Source organism: Clostridium beijerinckii (genome assembly GCF_008705175.1).
In the GTDB taxonomy this organism is placed as follows: domain Bacteria; phylum Bacillota; class Clostridia; order Clostridiales; family Clostridiaceae; genus Clostridium; species Clostridium beijerinckii.
Window position 1 is genome coordinate 455692 of the sequence record NZ_CP043998.1, and the last position, 18330, is coordinate 474021.

19 protein-coding genes are annotated in these 18330 nt (G+C 30.4%); 17 read left to right on the forward strand and 2 right to left on the reverse strand.

Annotated features, from left to right (window positions below):
- The first annotated feature begins 3 nt into the window (after window positions 1-3).
- The gene (locus tag F3K33_RS02290; protein ID WP_039773938.1) at window positions 4-1614 is read left to right on the forward strand and encodes a CTP synthase; all 1611 of its coding nucleotides are present in this window, start codon (window positions 4-6) and stop codon (window positions 1612-1614) included.
- Between the two features lie 308 nt (window positions 1615-1922).
- The gene (rho, locus tag F3K33_RS02295; RefSeq protein WP_039772945.1) at window positions 1923-3365 is read left to right on the forward strand and encodes a transcription termination factor Rho; all 1443 of its coding nucleotides are present in this window, start codon (window positions 1923-1925) and stop codon (window positions 3363-3365) included.
- Between the two features lie 41 nt (window positions 3366-3406).
- Here rho and F3K33_RS02300 read toward each other — a convergent pair whose 3' ends face one another.
- Window positions 3407-4513 carry an MGDG synthase family glycosyltransferase gene (locus F3K33_RS02300; protein ID WP_039772942.1) on the reverse strand — a complete coding sequence of 369 codons (1107 nt, stop codon included), beginning with the start codon at window positions 4511-4513 and terminating at the stop codon, window positions 3407-3409.
- 213 nt (window positions 4514-4726) lie between these two features.
- Entirely contained in the window at window positions 4727-4936 is a 210-nt protein-coding gene (gene rpmE / locus F3K33_RS02305; protein WP_023974844.1) for a 50S ribosomal protein L31, read from the reverse strand.
- Between the two features lie 189 nt (window positions 4937-5125).
- Here rpmE and F3K33_RS02310 point away from each other — a divergent pair, with 189 nt between their 5' ends.
- The 15 genes from F3K33_RS02310 to F3K33_RS02380 all read left to right on the forward strand — a co-directional run bounded on the left by F3K33_RS02310 (window position 5126) and on the right by F3K33_RS02380 (window position 18330).
- Window positions 5126-5710: a thymidine kinase gene (locus F3K33_RS02310; protein ID WP_017209894.1), complete on the forward strand. Its 585-nt coding sequence runs from the start codon at window positions 5126-5128 to the stop codon at window positions 5708-5710.
- Between the two features lie 25 nt (window positions 5711-5735).
- Complete coding sequence (gene prmC / locus F3K33_RS02315; protein WP_039772940.1) at window positions 5736-7496, forward strand: peptide chain release factor N(5)-glutamine methyltransferase; 1761 nt, start codon at window positions 5736-5738, stop codon at window positions 7494-7496.
- Window positions 7497-7631: 135 nt separating this feature from the next.
- Window positions 7632-8714: a peptide chain release factor 1 gene (prfA, locus tag F3K33_RS02320; protein WP_011967753.1), complete on the forward strand. Its 1083-nt coding sequence runs from the start codon at window positions 7632-7634 to the stop codon at window positions 8712-8714.
- Window positions 8715-8779: 65 nt separating this feature from the next.
- Window positions 8780-9367 carry a hypothetical protein gene (locus F3K33_RS02325; RefSeq protein WP_011967754.1) on the forward strand — a complete coding sequence of 196 codons (588 nt, stop codon included), beginning with the start codon at window positions 8780-8782 and terminating at the stop codon, window positions 9365-9367.
- Window positions 9368-9422: 55 nt separating this feature from the next.
- Complete coding sequence (locus F3K33_RS02330; RefSeq protein ID WP_017209891.1) at window positions 9423-10472, forward strand: L-threonylcarbamoyladenylate synthase; 1050 nt, start codon at window positions 9423-9425, stop codon at window positions 10470-10472.
- 50 nt (window positions 10473-10522) lie between these two features.
- The gene (gene rpiB, locus F3K33_RS02335; RefSeq protein WP_023974847.1) at window positions 10523-10972 is read left to right on the forward strand and encodes a ribose 5-phosphate isomerase B; all 450 of its coding nucleotides are present in this window, start codon (window positions 10523-10525) and stop codon (window positions 10970-10972) included.
- A gap of 310 nt (window positions 10973-11282) precedes the next feature.
- A complete protein-coding gene (gene upp, locus F3K33_RS02340) occupies window positions 11283-11912 on the forward strand; it encodes a uracil phosphoribosyltransferase (RefSeq protein WP_039772938.1) in 630 nt (209 codons plus the stop codon).
- 81 nt (window positions 11913-11993) lie between these two features.
- Complete coding sequence (locus F3K33_RS02345) at window positions 11994-12488, forward strand: deaminase (protein WP_011967758.1); 495 nt, start codon at window positions 11994-11996, stop codon at window positions 12486-12488.
- A 237-nt stretch (window positions 12489-12725) separates the two neighbouring features.
- Window positions 12726-13916, forward strand: a complete 1191-nt coding sequence (wecB, locus tag F3K33_RS02350; RefSeq protein ID WP_051144869.1) for a non-hydrolyzing UDP-N-acetylglucosamine 2-epimerase — start codon at window positions 12726-12728, stop codon at window positions 13914-13916.
- Between the two features lie 121 nt (window positions 13917-14037).
- Window positions 14038-15219, forward strand: a complete 1182-nt coding sequence (locus F3K33_RS02355) for an acetyl-CoA C-acetyltransferase (protein ID WP_023974849.1) — start codon at window positions 14038-14040, stop codon at window positions 15217-15219.
- Between the two features lie 719 nt (window positions 15220-15938).
- Window positions 15939-16304 (forward strand): hypothetical protein, encoded by a 366-nt coding sequence (locus F3K33_RS02360; protein ID WP_023974850.1) that lies wholly within the window; start codon window positions 15939-15941, stop codon window positions 16302-16304.
- 1 nt (window position 16305) lies between these two features.
- A complete protein-coding gene (locus tag F3K33_RS02365; protein ID WP_023974851.1) occupies window positions 16306-16986 on the forward strand; it encodes a F0F1 ATP synthase subunit A in 681 nt (226 codons plus the stop codon).
- A 54-nt stretch (window positions 16987-17040) separates the two neighbouring features.
- Complete coding sequence (atpE, locus tag F3K33_RS02370) at window positions 17041-17256, forward strand: ATP synthase F0 subunit C (protein ID WP_017209887.1); 216 nt, start codon at window positions 17041-17043, stop codon at window positions 17254-17256.
- A gap of 52 nt (window positions 17257-17308) precedes the next feature.
- Entirely contained in the window at window positions 17309-17788 is a 480-nt protein-coding gene (locus tag F3K33_RS02375) for a F0F1 ATP synthase subunit B (RefSeq protein ID WP_023974852.1), read from the forward strand.
- Window positions 17789-17790: 2 nt separating this feature from the next.
- The gene (locus F3K33_RS02380; RefSeq protein WP_011967764.1) at window positions 17791-18330 is read left to right on the forward strand and encodes a F0F1 ATP synthase subunit delta; all 540 of its coding nucleotides are present in this window, start codon (window positions 17791-17793) and stop codon (window positions 18328-18330) included.

The following is an 18330-nucleotide window of genomic DNA, read 5'->3' on the forward strand; positions in this document are numbered from 1 at the left end:
AAAATGAGTACTAAATACGTTTTTGTTACAGGCGGAGTTGTATCAGCACTAGGAAAAGGAATAACAGCAGCGTCTCTTGGGAGATTATTGAAGAATAGAGGGGTGAAAATTTCTATTCAAAAATTTGATCCATATCTTAATGTGGATCCGGGAACAATGAGCCCTTATCAGCATGGAGAGGTTTTTGTTACAGATGATGGAGCTGAGACAGATTTAGATTTAGGCCATTATGAAAGATTTATAGATGAAAGTTTAACCCAAAATTCAAATGTTACAACTGGTAAGATATATAGTTCTGTTATAGAAAAAGAAAGAAGGGGAGAATACCTTGGAGGTACAGTTCAGGTAATTCCTCATATAACTAATGCTATAAAAGATAAAGTATACCAAGTAGCAAAAGATAGAGATGTTGATGTGGTAATAACTGAAATTGGTGGGACTGTTGGAGATATAGAATCACAACCATTTTTAGAATCTATTAGACAAATAAAAAGTGAAGTTGGAGCTGAAAATGTTTGTTACATACATGTTACTTTGGTACCATACTTGGGAAAAGCAGGAGAATTAAAGACAAAGCCTACTCAACATTCAGTAAAAGAATTAAGAATGATAGGTATCCAACCAGATATAATAGTATGCAGAACTGAGAAAGAATTATCAGATGATGTTAAGGCTAAAATTGGATTGTTCTGTAATATAGACGGAAGATCAGTAATTCAAAATCTTGATGCGGAAAATTTATATGAAGTTCCATTAATGCTACATTCAGAAGGTTTAGATAATCTTGTATGTGAAAAATTACATTTAGGATGTAAAGATATTGATAATTCCGAATGGATTCAAATGGTACAAAAGATTAAGAACCTTAAAAACAACGTGAAGATAGCATTAGTGGGTAAATACGTTGAGTTACACGATGCATACATATCAGTAGTTGAAGCATTAAGTCATGGTGGATATGCTAATAATACTAATGTTGAAATTAAGTGGATTAATGCCGAAAATATTGAAAACAGTAATGCTCAAGAATTACTTAAAGATGTTGATGGAATATTAGTGCCAGGTGGATTTGGTGACAGAGGAATAGAAGGTAAAATAGCAGCTATAAAATGGGCGAGAGAAAATAAGAAACCTTTCCTAGGAATTTGCTTGGGAATGCAATGTGCCGTAATTGAATATGCAAGAAGTGTATTAGGGTATGAAGATGCAAATAGTTCGGAAATAAACCCAGGTACAAATTATCCAGTAATAGATCTTATGCCAGATCAAAAGGATATAGAAAATCTTGGTGGTACAATGAGATTAGGATTATATCCTTGTAGATTAGCTGAGAATACTAACTCTTATGAAGTATATAAAAATGAAATTATCAAGGAAAGACATAGACATAGATATGAATTTAATAATGAATTCAGAAAACAAATAACTGAAGCTGGAATGAAAATTGCAGGAACAAGTCCTGATGAAAGATTAGTTGAGATTGTTGAAGTTGAAGATCATCCATGGTATGTTGCAGTACAATTCCACCCAGAGTTAAAATCAAGACCTAACAAGCCACATAAGTTGTTTGTAGGATTTATTAAAGCAGCATTAGAAGAAAATAAATCAAAGTAATTTGTTTTATTATTGAGTTTAATATATAATAAGTATTATAATTTATTATATATTAAACTTATTTTAATAACTTTAATAGTTTAAATTATTGATCGTGAATTATATAAAATAAAATTTAATATATTGCATTAAATTTTAAATAAATATCCAAACTAATAGAAAATGTATTTTTACAAGTATTATTCTAAAATATTCTCAAATATATCATTTCTAACTATCTTACTGTTAAATTTTCCGATATAAAATATAACTAAAATTATAAAAGAATTGATTTTATAGATTCATATCTATAAATTGGAGGTGCGAACTTGACAAAAAAAGAATATGAAAGCATGACTTTAACAAAGTTAAAAGATATTGCTAAAGATTTAGGTGTGAAAAATATATCTAAATATAAAAAGAATGAGCTAATAGAAGAAATATTGAAAGTTCCTAGTAACTTTATAGAAAAGAATGGTGTTATATTAAGAGAAAATATAGCACCTAAGAATGTAGAAGAGACTAGAAGTGTTATGCCTAGAAGTAATAATACTGAGTCGAATAAAGAAAGCAATGATTCAGAAGTAAAATCTAGAACAAATGAAATTGGGAATGTGGAAAAGAAAGAAAATTTAAAAGAAATGATAAATGAATCCAACGTTGCAAATGGAATTTTAGAAATACTTGAAAATAATAGTTTTGGTTTCCTAAGATGTAAAAACTATTTAACTAGTAGCGAAGATGTTTATGTATCTCCATCTCAGATTAGAAGATTTAATTTAAGAACAGGAGATGAAGTTGAAGGTAAAGTAAGAGAAGCAAAGGAAACTGAGAAGTTTAAAGCTTTATTATTTGTTCAAAAAGTTAATGGAGAGCATCCGGAAAAAGCTATAGGAAGAAAATCCTTTGAAACATTAACACCAATATATCCAAAAGAAAGATTAAAATTAGAAACCTCTGATAGTAATGATTTATCGTCTAGACTGATGGATATAATATGCCCAATAGGAAAGGGGCAAAGAGGAATTATAGTCGCTCCACCAAAGGCTGGGAAAACTACGCTATTAAAAAAGATTGCTCAAAATATATCTAAAAATTATCCTGATGTAAAGCTTATTGTTTTGCTTATAGATGAAAGACCAGAAGAAGTTACAGATATGAAGAGGTCTATTAATGGAGATGTAGTTTATTCAACTTTTGATGAGGAACCGCAAAACCATGCAAAGGTAGCTCAAATGGTCTTAGAAAGAGCTAAGAGAATGGTTGAGCAAGGTAAAGATGTTGTTATTCTTATGGATAGTATAACTAGATTATCAAGAGCATACAATTTGACAATAACTCCTACAGGTAGAACATTATCAGGTGGTCTTGATCCAGGTGCGCTTATAATGCCTAAAAAGTTTTTTGGAGCAGCAAGAAAAATTGAAGAGGGCGGAAGTTTAACAATACTAGCTACTGCACTAATTGAAACAGGGTCGAGAATGGATGATATGATATTTGAAGAATTTAAAGGAACAGGTAATATGGAGGTTCATTTAGATAGACGTCTACAAGAGAGAAGAATTTTCCCAGCTATAGATATATATAAGTCTGGAACAAGAAAAGAAGATTTGATTTTATCTAAAGAAGAATTAGAAGTAGCATTCTCCATAAGGAAAAAGATGTATAGAGATGGAAACTCAGATGATATTACAGAGAATTTAATTAATATGTTATCTAAAACTGGCAACAATAAAGAATTTATAGATGTATTCCAGAAAAAAGTTCAATAGATAACAAAAAAAGATGACCATTTTATTCTAGTGGCCATCTTTTATTTTTTTGAAATTAAATCATCTGCTATATCGACTATTTTAGTTAAAGAATAAGTTGATGATAACTCTTTGAGCTTTAGTTTAATTTTGGATAGCTCATTGGGGTTATTTATTAAATAATTTATTTTATCATTTAGCTTGCTTAAATCTTTTACATATATTGAATAACCTTCGCTAGTCAGAAAATCTATATTTTCATTTTCTTGACCTGGTATGGCAAATGGAATTATTAATGGAATGTTCTTTACTATAGATTCTGTAACAGTTAATCCACCAGGTTTTGATATTAGGATATCAGAATAATCCATTAAATAAGAGATATCTTTTGTGAAGCCTAATATATGAAGCTTTTTGTTTTCAAATTTATTTTCATTGCAATAACTAATTAATCTATTCTTTAAGTTATCATTTTTGCCACAAACTACTGTGATTCTTAACTTGTGTGGATTTTTTAACAATTCTTTAAGAACTGTAAAAATAGTAGTTAACCCAAGACTTCCTCCCATAAGCAATAAATTAAAATATTCATCATCTTTTAAATCGTTTGCTGATGTAACTTCAGTATAAAATTTACTACTTATAGGTATGCCTATTGGATAAATTTTATTAGGATTAATACCTCTATCTACTAGAGATTTTTTTGTATAGTTACTTCCGGTTATATAAGCATCAACGTAAGAATCCACATATAAATAATGAGCCTTAAAATCTGTAACCACTAAAATAAAAGGTATATCCAATCCATTCTTTTTTAGATCTGAAATTACGCTAATATTAATTGAATGGGTAGCTATGATGACATCTGGTTGTATTTTGTTTATAAGTTTCGAAACCTTCTTTCTTGCCATAAAGAAGATGAGTTTTAATAGTTTATTAGTTAAATTTGTGTCAGTTAGTTTGTAAAAGAAACCATAAGTTTTGGGAAACTTCGATGCCGAAAACTCATATCCAATTACAATTATATCGTTAAGAAGCTTGCTATTCTTGGCTAAAAAATCAAGCTTTGTAATCTCATAACCAGAATTATTAAATGATTCCTCTACCGAAGCAGCAGCTTGATTATGTCCCTGTCCTGTAGATGTTGTTAAGATTAAAACTTTTTTCATGAAAGTCACTCATTTCAACATTATTATATTACATAGTTTACCATGTATAGTATATAATTTAAATATTAAATTATATACGCTAATATATTAAAATTTAGTTATTTAAATTTTAAGTATGTATAAGTTTGCAAACAATTGCAGTAAAATATATATTTCTAATATATTAGAAATATGAATAAAAAAGGAAAGACATCGTCTTTCCTCATAAAGTTATTACTTGTTGTCAAGGTTGAATCTCTTGTTGAATTTATCAACTCTTCCACCAACGTCAACAATTTTTTGTTTACCAGTGAAGAATGGGTGGCATTTAGAGCATATTTCAACTTTTAGTTCTTCTTTAACAGAACCAGTAGTGAAAGTGTTTCCACATGCACACTTAACCACTGTATTGTGGTGGTATTCTGGATGTATGCCTTCTCTCATTATTTTTCACCTCTTTCAATTATATAAACTATGTTAATTATTCAATAACAACCACCATATTATATCATAGTAGAATTTTAGCGTCAATAATAAATCCGTGTATGTAAATAATATAAAAATGTCTTTTTATGATCACTATTAAATGATATAATCGATTATGATACCTTAAATAAGGAGAGTATTTTACAGATGAGTAAATTATATTTTAGATATGGGGCCATGAATTCTGGAAAATCAACTCATTTAATGCAAGTTGCTTATAATTATGAAGAACGTGGTATGAAGGTGGTAATTATTAAACCTAGAATTGATAACAAAGGTGGAGACACACTTGTATCTAGGTTAGGAGTAAATAGGCGGGTAGATTTATTAGTTTCAGATCAGGATGATATCTTTCAAATAATCAGTAATTATATAAAAGAAAATAATAAAATAGACTGTATACTAGTAGACGAAGTTCAATTTTTAAGAGAATCACAAATAGATCAGTTGTTTGAAATTGCTGTAAAGATTAATATACCTATAATATGTTATGGTCTAAGAACTGATTTTAAAAGAAATGGATTTGAAGGTAGTACAAGATTGTTATTGTTGGCTCATAGTATTGAAGAAATGAAAACAATCTGTGCATGCGGTAGGAAAGCCATATTTAATGGAAGAAAAATAAATAATAAATTTGTATTTGAGGGAGAACAAATCGCAATTGATGATGAAGATAATGTTGAATATGAGTCATTGTGTGGAGAGTGCTACTATAAATACAAAGAAAATTAATTAGGAGAGTAAGTGATTTTTATAAATGGAAAGACGTGATGTTGGAGGGCAAGCTGTCATAGAAGGTGTTATGATGAGAGGAAGTAAAAATCTTGCGACTGCTGTTAGAACTCCCAAAGGTAATATAGAAATAGATTTTAAAGATAATAGACCAGTAACAAAAAAATATCCGATTTTAAATATACCTTTTCTTAGAGGTTTTTTCGTACTAGTAGAATCAATGAAGGTTGGAATGGAATCATTAAACTACTCAGCATCATTTTTGGAAGAAGATAATGAAGAACCTTCTAAATTTGAAAAATGGTTAGATGACAAACTGGGAGAAAGGGCTAATAGTGTATTAATGGCAATAACTATGTTTATTTCTTTTCTTTTCGCTATAGGACTTTTCGTTGCATTGCCAACAGGCATAGCATCAGTTTTCAAAGGTGCAGGTATTTCGAATGTAATGCTGAATCTGATCGAAGCTCTTATAAGAATAGTGATTCTCTTGCTTTATATGTTTTCTATAAGCAAACTTAACGATATATATAGAGTGTTTCAATACCACGGAGCTGAACATAAGACTATATTCTGTTATGAAGCTATGGAAGAATTAACTGTAGAGAACGTTAGAAAACAATCAAGATTACATCCAAGATGCGGTACTAACTTTTTGTTTTTGGTAATGTTTGTTAGTATTATAGTGTTTTCTTTTACTGGGTGGGGTGGAATCATAGAAAGGTTAGCTCTTAGAATTATTCTTATACCAGTAGTTACAGGGATTAGTTATGAGATAATAAAATGGCTTGGTAAAAATGACAGTATGCTAGCTCAAATAATAGCGTATCCTGGTCTTAAGTTACAACTGTTAACAACTAAAGAACCAGATGATTCCCAAATTGAAGTGGCTATTGCATCGTTGAAAGCAGCAGAAGGAATAAAAGATCCAAATAAAAATATTGAAGAGCTGATAAAAACAGGTACATTTACATTAAAAGAAAATGGCATAGATACTGCTAGGTTAGATGCAGAGCTATTGTTAGGAAATATTATTGAGAAAGATAGGGTTTACTTAATTACACATAAAGAAGATGAAGTAAGTAAGGAAGATGCTGAAAAATATTTTGATTTGATTGAAAAACGTAGAAATAAAATGCCAGTAAAATATATTCTAAATAAATGTGAATTTATGGGTATCGAATTTTATGTTGAAGAAGGTGTTTTAATACCAAGAGGGGATACAGAGATACTTGTAGATGAAGTTCTTAAAATTATAGAAGAAAATCAAGAAATGCAAATATGCGATTTGTGTTCTGGATCTGGTGCAGTTGGTATATCATTAGCACATTTTAGGCAAAATATAAAAGTTGATTTAATAGACTATTATCCTATTCCGGAAAAAGTATCACTAATTAATATAGAGAAAAATAAGTTAGAAGATAGAGTTTTCTTTATAAAAAGTGATTTGCTAGAAGAGTCGATAAAAAATAATAAAATATATGACATTATAGTATCAAATCCTCCGTATATTGAGGAATGTGAAATTGGGAAATTAATGGAGGATGTAAAGAATTATGAACCGCACACTGCATTAAATGGTGGAAATGACGGATTAGATTTTTATAGAAAAATAATTGACCAAAGCCAATATACATTGAGAGAAAGTGGGATATTAGCATTTGAAATAGGATATAATCAAGGAGAAGCGGTGAAACTATTAATGGAAAATAACGGTTTTACTAATGTGAAAATTGTTAAAGATTTTGCTAGCCTTGATAGGGTGGTAGTTGGAATTAAAATTTAATTGAAACAGATCTTTTAGGTATAAGAACGAATTAAGAAGTCATAGGATGTATAATTTATAAATGAGGTTAGTTGGTTAAGTAATTAAAATATGATATAATGTAGAAATGTGAAAAAAGAAGTACGGAGTGATCAAATGTTATTAGATAAATTAGAATTTATAGAAAACAAATATGATGAATTATCAGTGAAAATAAGTGATCCATCAATTATGCAGAATCAGAATGAATGGAGAAAACTATGTAAGGAACATGCTGACTTAGAAGTTATAGTTAATAGCTATAGGGAATATAAGAAAGTAGTTGAAGATTTAAAAGCTAACAAAGAAATGTTAAGCGGTGAAAGCGATAAAGAGATGAGAGAAATGTTAAATGAAGAAATAACTGATCTCACAAATAGAGAAGAACAACTAGAAACAGAAATACAAATTTTATTATTACCAAAAGATCCTAATGATGATAAGAACGTATTTGTTGAAATCAGAGGGGGTGCAGGTGGCGAAGAAGCTGCACTATTTGCATACAATTTATTTAGAATGTATACAAGATATGCTGAAACTCAACGATGGGGCGTAGAAATCATGAGTTTGAATGAAACAGATCTTGGTGGTTTTAAAGAAGTTGTTTTTATGATAAAAGGTAATGGAGCTTATTCTAAATTAAAATATGAAAGTGGAGTTCATAGAGTTCAAAGAGTACCAGATACTGAATCAAGTGGAAGGATTCATACGTCAACAGCTACAGTAGCAGTGCTACCAGAAGTTGATGATGTTGAAATAGAAGTTGCAGATAAAGATGTTAGAATAGACGTATTTAGAGCTTCAGGAAATGGAGGACAGTGCGTTAATACTACAGACTCGGCTGTAAGAATTACTCACTTGCCTACAGGGCTTGTAGTTTCATGTCAAGATGAAAAGTCACAATTAAAAAATAAAGAAAAAGCTATGAAAGTTTTAAAATCAAGATTATATGAACAGGCAGAAAGAGAAAGAGCACAAGGAATAGCAGAAGACAGAAAGAGCCAAGTTGGAACTGGGGATAGAAGTGAAAGAATTAGAACATATAATTATCCTCAAGGAAGAATTACAGACCACAGAATAGGACTAACTTTATATAAGTTAGATACATTTTTGGGTGGAGATATTGATGAAATGATAAATGCACTTATTACAGCTGACCAAGCTGAAAAGATGAAATTAATGGGAAACACACAAATGTAATAACTATAAAGCAAAGCCTTGCATTTTATATATGTAGGGCTTTAAAAGTACATTGGAGATTGATTATGGATATATATAAGGCTGTAAAAAAAGAGCGATTACATTTAAAAATTTTCTTAATTACCATGGTTATTATTGCGTTTTTTCTTCCAACAGTTCTAATAATAACCGGATTAACTACTATTTTTTATATTAGTTATGTGATTTTTATAGAATTTTTAATAGTTATAGCTATTATAATTAAGATGAATGCCTATATTGTTGAATATAGGTGCTTAAATAATAGGTTGATTTTCAAGGTCGGTATTTCCATTAAAGAATATTTAATTATATGTGATAAAGTTGTACTTGTACATACAAATAAATCTGACTATGATTTAGAAATAGTTTTAATAACAAATGTTGTTTTTAAAAATAAGGGATTGAGACCTGTTGATGATGGGTTTTTAAGAAGATATCCACAAATTATTGAAGATTATAATTCTATAAAACAATTAAATTCTCAGAAAGAGTATTATTTTCAAGTAATAAAAAGAGGTGGACTAAAGAAGTATTTATTATTAGATTCAATATATAGGAATTGCGTTAAAGCTATTTACACTGATGAAAGTATACAAAATATAAAAATATCAAGAGGCCAGCTTATAGTTTAATTAGGAATTTTTTTATAAACAATAAGTTTAGAATTAGGGGAAGAAGGTAATATGTTTGAAAACTAAAATTAGTATGATCAAAAATGTTAGTGAGGATGAAGAGAAAATAAGAGAAGCTGCTGAATGTATAAAAAATGGCGGTACTGTAGTTTTTCCTACGGAGACAGTTTATGGATTGGGTGCAGATGCACTTAATGAAGAAGCGGTAGAAAAAATATTTAAGGCCAAAGGAAGACCGCAAGATAATCCACTCATAATTCATGTTTCGTCGAAGAAACTTGATCTATATGCAAAAGAAATACCAAAAGTAGCTGATGAACTTATAAATAGATTTTGGCCAGGACCACTCACAATAATTTTGAGTAAGAAAGATATAATACCTAATGTAACAAGTGCTAATTTAAACTCTATCGGAATAAGAATGCCTGATAATGAAGTAGCTAGAAAACTAATTGAATTATCTCAGACAACTATAGCAGCACCTTCTGCTAATATAAGTGGGAGACCGAGTCCAACAGATTTCCAGAGATGCATAGAGGATCTTGATGGGAAGGTTGATTATATTCTTGGAGGAGAACAGAGTGACATAGGTGTTGAATCTACTATAGTGGATTGCACAGTAGTACCACCTATAGTTTTACGACCAGGTGGTATTACATTAGAGATGCTTAGAGAAGTTGACCCAAGAATTGAAATAGATAAAGCTATAATGGAAAAACCAAGCGAAAACTTAAAGCCAAAGGCTCCTGGAATGAAGTATAAGCATTATGCACCAAATGCTAAAGTTACAATAATTTCTGGGGAAAGAAAAAAAACTATTGAAAAAATCCGCGAAATGGTACACTATAATATAGAAAAAGGTAAAAAAGTATGTATCCTCACTGTTGAAGAAAATGTTGATGAATATACAGAAGGAACTAGTATAGTATTGGGTAGTCTAAGTGATTTATCAACAGTTGCTAGAAGTTTATTTGAAGCATTGAGAAAGTGTGATGACCTAGGAGCGGATTTAGTTTTTGCAGAAGGATATGAAGAAAAAGGTGTAGGAGTAGCTATTATGAATAGATTAAATAAAGCTGCTGGATTTGATATCATAAATGTATAATAATTCTGCATGTTGAAAAATCACAAAATAAATTAGGAGATGATTTAATTATGAAAATTGCAATTGGATGCGATCATGGTGGATTTGAACTTAAAAATGAAATCATAAAGTTTTTAGAAAGTGAAAAGCATGAGATTAAGGATTTTGGTACATATTCAACAGGTTCTTGCGATTATCCGGATATTGCATTACCAGTAGCAGAAGCGGTTGCTGCAAAGGAATATGAGTTTGGTATATTAATATGTGGTACAGGAATAGGAATTGGTATTGCGGCCAATAAGGTACCAGGAATTAGAGCAGCACTATGTTCAGATACATTTAGTGCCCATGCAACAAGAGAACACAATAATGCTAATATATTAACTATGGGCCAAAGAGTTGTTGGAGCAGGTCTTGCTTTAGATATAGTAAAAACATTTATATCAGCTAAATTTGAAGGAGATAGGCACCAAAAAAGAATAGATAAGATTTCAGATATTGAAAAAAAGTATACACATTAGAAAAAAGCAGCTATGCTGCAACCAAGATCATTTAGATTAGAAAAAAGCAGCTATGCTGCAACCAAGATCATTTAGATTAGAAAAAAGCAGCTATGCTGCAACCAAGATCATTTAGATTAGAAAAAAGCAGCTATGCTGCAACCAAGATCATTTAGATTAGAAAAAAGCAGCTATGCTGCAACCAAGATCATTTAGATTAGAAAAAAAGCAGCTATGCTGCAACAATATTAATTTATATTATTAGAAAGCTAAATGGGGTATATAAATATAAAGGGCTATAAATACTAAAAGCAAACTTGGAGGAATAATAATGAGCAAAGTTATAGAAATAAATCATCCACTAATATTACATAAGTTGGCAATCTTAAGAGATGAAAAAACAGGTTCAAAGGATTTTAGAAAATTAGTAGAAGAAATCTCAATGTTAATGGCGTATGAAGTCACACGAGATTTAAATACGGAAGAAGTAGAAGTGAAAACACCAGTAGCAGTTACTAAATGTAAAATGCTTTCAGGAAAGAAAATGGCTGTAGTTCCTATTTTAAGAGCTGGTCTTGGAATGGTTGATGGAGTACTTAATTTAATACCAGCAGCTAAGGTTGGACATATTGGATTATATAGAGATGAGAAAACACTTCAACCAGTTGAATATTTTTGTAAAATGCCACAAGATATTGCAGAAAGAGATATTATAGTAGTTGATCCAATGCTTGCTACAGGCGGATCTGCAATAGATGCTTTAACTATGTTAAAAAATAGAGGTGCAAAAAATTTAAAATTAATGTGCTTGGTTGGAGCACCAGAAGGTATAGAAGCTATTAAAAAAGCACATTATGATGTTGATATATACTTAGCATCAATTGATGAAAAATTAAATGAACATGGATATATTGTTCCAGGTCTTGGTGATGCTGGAGATAGATTATTTGGCACTAAGTAATTAGTGATTTATTAGAATTAAAAGCTATCTACATAAGTTTCTGAATGACCCAAGATAATTTTACTGGGGGGAATATAGAAAATGGAGAGACGAGATAAGAAAAATTATTACTTGGATATTGCTGAAACAGTTTTAGAGAGAGGAACTTGTCTGAGGAGAAACTATGGTTCTATAATTGTTAAAAATGATGAAATAATTTCTACTGGATACACAGGAGCACCTAGAGGTAGAAAAAATTGCATGGACTTGAATAGTTGCATAAGAGAAAAGTTGAAAGTTCCAAGAGGTACTCATTATGAGTTGTGCAGGAGTGTACATAGTGAAGCTAATGCAATAATAAGCGCTTCTAGAAGAGATATGATTGGAGCTACATTATATTTGGTAGGACGAGATGCAAAAACAAGAGAATATGTAAGGGATGCAAACTCTTGCTCCATGTGTAAGAGATTGATAATTAATGCTGGAATTTCTAATGTTATTATAAGGGATTCAAAGCAGGAGTATAGAGAAATAAGCGTAGATTCATGGATAGAAGACGATGACTCTCTAAGAATAGTAAAAGACGCAGGGTATTAATTTTTTAGAATTTGCATATTTGAATAAATCCAACAAGCATTGCGAGTTGGATTTATTTTTAAAGTATAAACTTTACCAGATAGATAGTATGCGTAATACGCTTTTTTCTTTAATGAGAAGATAACGGCTGCACGGCGCTGGATAAGTTTCAACTAAGATTCAGATGGAGACTAAACTACGCCTGAATTAAGTTTAACTTGATTTTAAATATACATAAAGACAGTACTTAGAAATAGAATGAGAAAAATCTATAATTGCTTAAATGTAGGAGGAAATAATTTGAGTACAAAGAAAATTATTACGATTTTTGGAACTAGACCTGAGGCTATAAAAATGGCACCTTTAGTAAAGGAATTAGAAAGAAGAGAAGAGATTGAATCGAAAGTTTGCGTGACAGCTCAACACAGAGAAATGTTAGATCAAGTTTTGGAATTATTTGATATAAAACCTGATTTTGATTTAAATATAATGAAGACAAAACAGACTTTAACAGGAATTACGAGTAGGGTTTTAGAAGGGTTAGAGGAAGTTTTTAAAGAAGAAAAGCCAGATATGATATTAGTTCATGGAGATACTACAACTACATTTGCAGGTTCTTTAGCTGCATTCTATCAGCAAATTAAAGTTGGGCATGTTGAAGCAGGTCTAAGGACTTTTAATAAGTATTTTCCTTTTCCAGAGGAAATGAATAGAAAACTTACAGGAAGTCTAGCTGATCTACATTTTGCACCAACTAAAGGTTCGAAGGAAAACTTACTAAGGGAAGGAATAAATGCGAGTGATATATATGTTACAGGAAATACTGTAATTGATGCTATGAAACATACAGTTGAAGATGATTACATCTTTGAAAACGAAGAGTTAAATAATATTGATTTTAGTAAGAAAGTAATAATGATAACTGCTCATAGAAGAGAAAACTGGGGAGAAGGAATCCAAAATATATGTATAGCATTAAACAAAATAGTTGAACAGAATGAAGACGTAGAATTAGTGTACTTAGTTCATTTGAATCCTGTAGTTAAAGATGTAGTTTATGAGAGACTTGGAGGAAAAGAAAGAATTCACTTGCTGTCACCATTAGATACTAAGGAAACGCATAATTTGATGAATAAATCGTTTATGGTTATGACAGATTCAGGGGGATTGCAAGAGGAAGCACCACATTTAGCAAAACCTGTACTTGTGTTGAGAGACGTTACTGAAAGACCAGAAGCTGTAGAGGCAGGCACCGTTAAGTTGGTTGGAACTAATATAGATCAAATAGTATCAGAGGCAAACGAGTTACTTAGAAACCCTGATGCTTATTGTAAAATGAGTAAATCTATAAATCCTTATGGAGATGGAATTGCATCTAGAAGAATAGCAGATGCTATATTAAAATATTTTGGTTTGACAACAAGAGAAGTAGAAGAATTTAAAAGATAAAGTTTGTTTAAATTTTAACAATTTATGCTTGATAAAAGAAATAATAAAAGGTATAATTTAGTTATGTTAATAATTTAACGAAAGTTAATAAAATAATCTATAAAATTTTAGGAGGTCAAACATGAGAGAGGTAGTTATTGTAAGTGCAGTAAGAACAGCATTAGGTAGTTTTGGTGGAGCATTAAAAGATGTCTCAGCAGTAGATTTAGGAGCTTTAGTAATTAAAGAAGCCGTAAATAGAGCTGGAGTAAAACCTGAATTAATTGAAGAAGTTATTATGGGTAATGTAATTCAAGCTGGTCTTGGTCAAAATACCGCAAGACAATCAACAATAAAAGCTGGATTACCACAAGAAGTTTCAGCTATGACTATTAATAAGGTTTGTGGATCAGGTCTTAGAGCAGTTAGTTTAGCAGCACAAATGATTAAAGCAGGAGATGCTGATGTTGTTGTTGCTGGAGGTATGGAAAATATGTCAGCTGCTCCATATGCATTGGACAAAGCAAGATGGGGACAAAGAATGGGCGATGGCAAATTAGTTGATACAATGATAAAAGACGCATTATGGGATGCTTTTAACAACTATCATATGGGAGTTACAGCTGAAAATATTGCTAAACAATGGGGATTAACTAGAGAAGAGCAAGATGCTTTCTCAGCTTCATCTCAACAAAAAGCTGAAGCAGCAATCAAGTCAGGAAGATTTAAAGATGAAATAGTTCCAGTTGTTATTCCTCAAAGAAAGGGAGAACCAAAAGTATTTGATACAGATGAATTCCCAAGATTCGGAACAACAGCAGAAACTTTAGCTAAATTAAAGCCAGCATTTATTAAAGATGGTACTGTTACAGCAGGTAATGCATCAGGTATTAATGATGGAGCAGCAGCTTTTGTTGTTATGAGTGCAGAAAAGGCAGAAGAATTAGGACTTAAACCAATGGCTAAAATACTTTCTTACGGTTCAAAAGGATTAGATCCAGCTATCATGGGATATGGACCATTCCATGCAACTAAGAAAGCTTTAGAAAAAGCTAACTTAACAGTAGAAGACTTAGATTTAATCGAAGCTAATGAAGCTTTTGCTGCTCAAAGCTTAGCAGTTGCTAAAGATTTAAAATTCGATATGTCAAAAGTTAATGTAAATGGTGGAGCAATTGCTTTAGGTCATCCAGTTGGAGCATCAGGTGCAAGAATATTAGTAACTCTTCTTCATGAAATGGAAAAGAGAGATGCTAAAAAAGGATTAGCTACACTTTGTATAGGTGGCGGAATGGGAACAGCTCTTATCGTTGAAAGAATTTAATATAAATTAAGATTTAAAAAGGTTACTATGATAATTCTCATGGTAACCTTTTTTTATTAAATAAGAGTATAAAATAAAGTTAAAAGAAGAAAATAGAAATGCATGTATTAAATTAGATAGAGCCAGTGGAAAATGAAATTATTATGTATATTCATTATCTGATACAAGGGGTAAAAATATTATCAAAATAATTACTATATATAAACCAGTGGAAAAAATGAAAGAATTTTTAATCATATATTTCATTAAGGTGTTTTATATACTTCATAACATAGTTAATGCGAGGATTTGCTAAAAAATAATACATATAAATTTGGTAATTGTAGATTGAAAAAAAATAAATATTGAATAAGGATTAATTTCTGTATTCAATAATATGAAATGTATAATAGTAAGTATAGCTTTATAAAACCCAAAAATAGTATAAAATTCACCAAATTTTTGAAAATTGATGACAAAATTTGTAATGAAAATGTTAACAAAAATAATATTTTGTAGATAAATGTTACGGAATATTTAGAAAATTGAATCAAGCAAGCTTTTAAAAATCATTAAATGAGAAAAATGAAGAAATAACCAATATTAGCTGAGCATTCACGAGCATATGAAATATAAATTCATTATAAAGTAAAAATAAGCTGATTTTACTTTATAATAGTGTTTTATTAAAGATAAATATAAAGATATAATTACTGATATTGAGGTTAAGGGGGTTATGTATGAATAAAGAAGTGAATAAACTGCTTCTACAGACGATAAAATATGATTTGGGGAGCGGATTATTGATATCTTTAATAATAGTCTTAATTTCCACCTTTATAAATGCAGGAATCTATATGATAGGCATGTGTGTTTCGTTAATAAATTTTCTAGCAAGTGGTTATATAGTTGGAAAGTTTTTGGATAAAAATAGAGCATGGATTATAATTCCTACGTATTTTATTAGGATGGCATTCATAATTGCCACAATATTTCCTTTTTTGGGAAACATGGAATACGTAATATATTATATGATAGGTTTTGTTTCACATTATGTACTACTTATAGTTTTTCGTATTAAAGAAAATAGGAAAGGAAGTGTTTAGAGTGGAGCCCGTGATACCTATATTTTCACCTGAAATTTTTGGCGTTACAGTAGATATTACTGCAGGGATAATAATTGAATGGATTATTATCGCAATTTTAGGGATAGGTGCTTTTCTATTAACAAAAAACTTGAAGTTAAAACCTGGTAAGACCCAAGCGGCTTTGGAAAAAGTCTATCAAGCAATAAGGGACTTTATGGTTGGTACTATGGGTGAAGAATATGAATCATTTCTGCCTTATATAGGAACATTAATGATCTATTTGCTAATACTAAATCTAGTTGGATTATTAGGATTTAAGCCACCTACAAGTGATTTGAGCATAACAGCATCCTTCGCAATAACCACATTTTTAGTAGTGAATTTAAATGCTATTAGAAAGAATGGAATACTTGGGTTTGGAAAGGGATTGTTACATCCATTTATCCCTATGCTGCCATTAAACATAATAGAAAGAATTATTTTGCCAATGTCTTTGGCGCTAAGACTTTTTGGTAACATGGTCGCAGCAGTAATATTATTAGAATTGGTGTATCATGGATTGAGTTCAATATCAATTTTTGCACAGTTTGGTATACCTGTAATATTACACGCATATTTCGATTTATTTGATGGATTAATTCAAATGATAGTATTTACAATGCTAACTATGATTAATATCAAACAAATAGCAGAAGAATAAGTTTAGAAAATTATTAAAAAATTAAAATTAATTAATATCTTAGGAGGAATCATAATGAGTTTAGGAGTTCTAGCAGCTGGTATAGCTGTATTATCTGGTATTGGAGCAGGAGTAGGTATTGGAATTGCAGCTGGTAAGGCAGTTGAAGCAGTAGGAAGACAACCAGAAGCATCGGGAAGAGTAATGACATTTTTCATATTAGGTGCAGCACTTTGTGAAACTACAGCAATATATGGATTAGTAATGGCATTTATGTTAATGAACAGATAATAAATTTGTATGAGTTAATTGCATTGACTCCGAAGGGAGGATATAAGTAAAAATGGAAGTAAATGTATCAACAATTATATTCAATTGGATTAATTTTGGTCTGATAATCTTGATTTTAAAACATTTCTTTTGGGATAAAATCAAAGGAATAATTGAAGAAAGACAAAATCTCGTTAATCAAACGATAAGTAAAGCAGATGAAGATGCTGAAAAAGCTAGAATGTATTTGGTAAAAAATGAACAAATTTTACAATCAGCTAAAGAAGAAGGGAAGAAAATCACTGAAGCTCAAAGAGCAAAAGGTGATAAACTTTACGAGGAAATTGTTCAAAATGCAAAAGTTGAAGCAAATTCAATAAAAGAAAGAGCTAACTTAGAAATTGAAAGAGAAAAAGAAAAAGCAGAATATGAGATTAAAAAACAAGCAGTAGATTTAGCGGTAGAGCTTTCAGTTAAAGCATTAGAGCAGCAGGTAGATGAAGCAACACATAGAAAACTTATTGGCGATTTCATTGCTAAGGTAGGTATGTAAGTATGCAGGAGTATTTAGAAAAAAGATATGCGTTAGCTCTGTATGAAATTGCTGAAAAGAACAATAAAGTGGATGAATATTTACGAGACTTAACAGATATATGTGATATATTTGATGAAAATAAAGAGTTTTATGAAGTAATTAATCATCCTAAAATAAACACAGCAAAAAAGAAACAGTTATTTACTGATTTGTTTAAAGGAAAAATTGATGAAGAATTACTTTCTTTCATGATGATATTGATTGAAAAGGATAGAATTCTTCAGTTAAGAGAAATACTAGATCAAATGGAAAAGATTGATCTAGAAAGAAGAAATACTATAAGAGGTATAGTTAAAACAGTTGTACCACTTTTAGATGAAGAGTTAGAACAATTAAAAGCTATCTTTGAAAAAAAATACGAAAAAAATATTTTATTTGATACTAAAATAGACAAAAGTCTCCTAGGCGGAGTTTATGTTAAAGTTGGAAATGATATTATTGATGGAACTATAAAATCAAAGGTAGAAGAAATGAAAGAATTAATGCTTAAGAAAGAATAG

Bases quoted from the DNA above. Each gene is read 5' to 3' on its own strand.
- F3K33_RS02290 (WP_039773938.1), top strand. From the start codon at position 4: ATGAGTACTAAATACGTTTTTGTTACAGGCGGAGTTGTATCAGCACTA.
- F3K33_RS02300 (WP_039772942.1), bottom strand. From the start codon at position 4,513: ATGAAAAAAGTTTTAATCTTAACAACATCTACAGGACAGGGACATAAT.
- rpmE (WP_023974844.1), bottom strand. From the start codon at position 4,936: ATGAGAGAAGGCATACATCCAGAATACCACCACAATACAGTGGTTAAG.
- F3K33_RS02310 (WP_017209894.1), top strand. From the start codon at position 5,126: ATGAGTAAATTATATTTTAGATATGGGGCCATGAATTCTGGAAAATCA.
- prmC (WP_039772940.1), top strand. From the start codon at position 5,736: ATGGAAAGACGTGATGTTGGAGGGCAAGCTGTCATAGAAGGTGTTATG.
- prfA (WP_011967753.1), top strand. From the start codon at position 7,632: ATGTTATTAGATAAATTAGAATTTATAGAAAACAAATATGATGAATTA.
- F3K33_RS02325 (WP_011967754.1), top strand. From the start codon at position 8,780: ATGGATATATATAAGGCTGTAAAAAAAGAGCGATTACATTTAAAAATT.
- rpiB (WP_023974847.1), top strand. From the start codon at position 10,523: ATGAAAATTGCAATTGGATGCGATCATGGTGGATTTGAACTTAAAAAT.
- upp (WP_039772938.1), top strand. From the start codon at position 11,283: ATGAGCAAAGTTATAGAAATAAATCATCCACTAATATTACATAAGTTG.
- F3K33_RS02345 (WP_011967758.1), top strand. From the start codon at position 11,994: ATGGAGAGACGAGATAAGAAAAATTATTACTTGGATATTGCTGAAACA.
- wecB (WP_051144869.1), top strand. From the start codon at position 12,726: ATGAGAAAAATCTATAATTGCTTAAATGTAGGAGGAAATAATTTGAGT.
- F3K33_RS02355 (WP_023974849.1), top strand. From the start codon at position 14,038: ATGAGAGAGGTAGTTATTGTAAGTGCAGTAAGAACAGCATTAGGTAGT.
- F3K33_RS02360 (WP_023974850.1), top strand. From the start codon at position 15,939: ATGAATAAAGAAGTGAATAAACTGCTTCTACAGACGATAAAATATGAT.
- atpE (WP_017209887.1), top strand. From the start codon at position 17,041: ATGAGTTTAGGAGTTCTAGCAGCTGGTATAGCTGTATTATCTGGTATT.
- F3K33_RS02375 (WP_023974852.1), top strand. From the start codon at position 17,309: ATGGAAGTAAATGTATCAACAATTATATTCAATTGGATTAATTTTGGT.
- F3K33_RS02380 (WP_011967764.1), top strand. From the start codon at position 17,791: ATGCAGGAGTATTTAGAAAAAAGATATGCGTTAGCTCTGTATGAAATT.